Source organism: Pseudomonas sp. P4_C3, from assembly GCF_056402075.1.
In genome coordinates this window covers 1-3,485 of sequence record NZ_JBFUIC010000382.1, presented here as the reverse complement: position 1 = coordinate 3,485, position 3,485 = coordinate 1, and the positions used below count along the sequence as shown (strand labels likewise).

Here is a 3,485-nt window from a genome sequence, read left to right as displayed (position 1 = left end):
CCTGGCGCGCATGCTCGACAACATGCTGTTTCTGGCCCGCACCGATCCGCGCAGTGCCTTGCGCCAGCGTCAGGAGCTGGATGCCGCCGACGAAATGCAACGCATGGCCGACTATTTCGAAGGCCCGGCAACCGACGTTGGCATCTGCATCAATGCCCGGGGCAGCGGCCTGATCTGGGCCGAGCCCATGTTGCTGCGTCGTGCATTGGCCAACCTGTGCGCCAACGCCATCAAGTACGGCGCGCCGCATTCCGAGCTGTGCATCCACGCCAGCCCGACCGCCGACGGCATCCAGGTACAAGTGCGCAACCACGGCCCGACCATCCCGGCCCGGCATCTGTCACGGCTGTTCGAACGCTTCTACCGGGTCGATGAGTCCCGCGAACGCTCGGCCCAATCCAATGGCCTGGGCCTGTCGATCGTGGCGACGATCATGCAACTGCACAACGGTGCCTGCCACGTCAGCAGTGCCGACGGCATCACCTGCTTCGAACTGTTTTTCCCGGCGCGGCAACAGCATGAGTAACGCCTGAGCGAAAACCACCCGGGGCACTTGCGACAAAACAATGCTCGAGGGCGCGTGTCATGACCTAACCTCATTGGCTAAGTGACTAACAACCCGTCGAGCACGCCGATGTGCAATGTACTGAGGTCAATGATTTACGTCGCCTTCGCGCTTCTGACGGCCAGCCCGGGATGGCTGTTGGCGGCGTCCGACACCCTTGCCCCCGCCCCCGCAGCCCCGATCATCAGCATCTCCGACAGCGAATTACTGGGGGTGCAAAACCAGCTGAACAGCCTCAAGCAGCAGGTTTCCCAGGCCAGCAATTACACCCAGCTGGAAAGCTCACAGGACCTGGTGCAAGTACTCATTCAGGATATTGAACGCCTGTCCACATCGCTGCTGCCCGGGCAGGCGCAGTTGCAGGCGCAACTCAACGTGCTGGGGCCAGTGCTGCTCGACGAGAACGCACTGGTGACGTCGGCGATTACCACCCAACGAGACACCCTCAGCGAGCAAAAAAACAAGATCGATAGCCAACTCAAAACCCTGGCCGCGCTGAAAATAAGTGCCGCCGAGCTGATCACCCAGATTGGCAGTATTCGGCGCAGCCTGCTGGAAGCGGAAGTGACCCAGCAGACCAGCAGTATCCTGAACCCGGGTTTCTGGTCGCCATTGTTCGATTTTCCGATCGAGGACCGCCAACGTTTCAGCGCTCTCATCGAGCAACTCGAGGTCACGCACCGGGCTGCCTGGCAACCCGGACAACGCGGGATCACGGCCGCCCTGCTGATCCTGGCCCTGGCCATCTGGACCGTGGGGCGAAAGCTCGCCGGCCGGGTTCTGGCATGGTTGTGCATCCATCGAATGCCTGAAGGCCGGTTGCGGCGCAGCTCCCTTGCGCTGGCATCGGTAATGGCGACGGTGCTGACCGCCGGCATCGCCCTGCAACTGCTGCATTTTGCCGGGACCCGCCAACTGCCCTACACCCCGCTGCTGGCCGACCTGGCGCAATATCTGGAAAAGCTGGCCTATACCTGCGTGCTGATCACCGGATTGAGTCGCGCACTGTTGTCGACCAAACATCCCTCATGGCGCCTGCCCGATATTGCCGATCCGGTGGCGCTGGCGATGGAGCCCTATCCGAGGTTGCTGGCTAGCATGCTGCTGGTGCTGGTGACCCTGGTGCAGATGAGCAATGTCACCGGCATGAGCGCCGAAGTGGTGTTGTTCGGTCGGGGCATCGTGGCGTTGCTCGCGGCACTGGTGATCGGTGCGCTGCTGTTGCGCGTCAGCAAGACTCGCAGGGACCTGATAGTGGCCSGCGAGGCTCCCGAAGGCGTCACCACCTTCGCCGGCCTGATTTATGCGTTTACCGGCATTGCCGTGGTGGTGTCCCTGTTCGCCCTGGTGATCGGCTACGTGACGATGGCCCGCTTCATCACCTATGAATTGGTCTGGATATTCATCATCTTCGCCGGTTTCTACCTGCTCACACAGGTTTACCAGGACACCTGCGACTACGTTTTTTCGCCCCGGCAACCCGCCGGCAAGACCATCAAACAGCTGCTGGGCATCGRCAATCCGCGCCTGGAGCAGATCTGCACCGTGTTGTCCGGGGCAGGCCGCGCCATCCTCCTGCTGATCGGCATCATTGCCTTGTTTGTCGGCGGCGTGGGGACGACGCTCGGGCAACTGGTCACCGGCACCGTGGCCATACTCGGCGGCGAAGGGCTGCGCAAACTGAACATCGTCCCGGACAACCTGGTCAATGCCATCCTCGCCCTGGTGATCGGCATCTACCTGATTCGCTCATTACGGCGCTGGCTGGATAACGAGTTCCTGCCGAAAACCGAGATGGACCCGGGCATGTGCGCCTCGCTGAGCACCCTGTTCGCCAACATCGGCTACGTGTCCGTCGTCCTGCTCACGCTGGCGTCGCTGGGGATCAAGTGGACCAACCTGGCCTGGATCGTCAGTGCCCTGTCCGTGGGTATCGGCTTCGGCCTTCAGGAGATCGTGAAGAATTTCATCTCCGGCCTGATCCTGCTGACCGAGCGCCCGGTGAAAGTCGGCGACCTGATCAGTATCAGTGGCGTCGAAGGCGACATTCGCCGAATCAACGTGCGGGCCACGGAAATACAACTGGCCGACCGCTCGATCATGATCGTGCCCAACTCCCACCTGATTTCGCAGAACCTGCGCAACGTCACCCTCGGCGGCAGCGCCCAGGGCGTGGTGATACTCGAACTGATGTTCCCGTTGGATATCGATCCGGAGCTGGTGCAAAACCTGCTGATGGACACCTACACCGAGCATGAATCCATTCTCGATAAACCGGTGCCATTTTTGCGTTTCAGTCAGCTGAAACCTGAAGGCATCACCTTGACCATCACCGGTTATGTCGGCAGCCCACGCACCGTTGGCGCGATCAAAAGCGAGCTGCTGTTCGAGATTCTCAAGCGGCTGGGTGCCGCGGGGATTGAACTGGCGAAACCGCCTGCCGTGTGATGCTCGTTCACACGGCAGACTTGAACGCCTTGTGCGACGACTGCACGGTGCGCTCGACGATTTCCAGCGGTGCGCAGGTTTTTCCCTGCGTACCAGTTGTATTGGCGGTTGTGCCAAATTGATCAATTGATAAGACGATTACGCGTTTGCGCGATCGGCACCTGTACTGGCTAAATACGTGTGACCTTGTCATTACTTTTGAACAGAAGGTGCCGTGAACCCGGGTGCGGCAGCCGCACGGATAAAAGCTTCGTCCAGTGTGCTTGCGTCGTAGCGACTCATGAACTCCTTGCCTGAACTGAACGGTTTAAACTGTTGTTCGCTGATCATGTAGAAGTTATCGCAATTGCTTGCTACCTCCTCAATGTTATGGGATGACACTAGAATCGCCGCTCCTTCATTAGCAGCTCCACGCAAACACTTCCAAATATAATGTCTGAATTCAGGATCAACTCCAGCGGTGGGTTCATCC

The 3,485-nt window shown here is 59.7% G+C and carries 2 protein-coding genes and 1 pseudogene; 2 read left to right on the top strand and 1 reads right to left on the bottom strand.

The window, feature by feature from the left end; translation table 11 throughout:
• Both AC1DVH_RS27970 and AC1DVH_RS27965 read left to right on the top strand, forming a co-directional pair.
• Nucleotides 1–526: ATP-binding protein (locus AC1DVH_RS27970; RefSeq protein WP_477756517.1), on the top strand; the 526-nt coding region annotated here is incomplete at its 5' end.
• A gap of 108 nt (nt 527–634) precedes the next feature.
• Nucleotides 635–3,013 (top strand): DUF3772 domain-containing protein, encoded by a 2,379-nt coding sequence (locus AC1DVH_RS27965; protein ID WP_477756516.1) that lies wholly within the window; start codon nt 635–637, stop codon nt 3,011–3,013.
• A 192-nt stretch (nt 3,014–3,205) separates the two neighbouring features.
• On the opposite strand, the pseudogene AC1DVH_RS27960 reads toward AC1DVH_RS27965, so the two are convergent.
• Nucleotides 3,206–3,485 (bottom strand): annotated as a pseudogene (locus tag AC1DVH_RS27960) (ABC transporter ATP-binding protein); the annotation flags it as partial.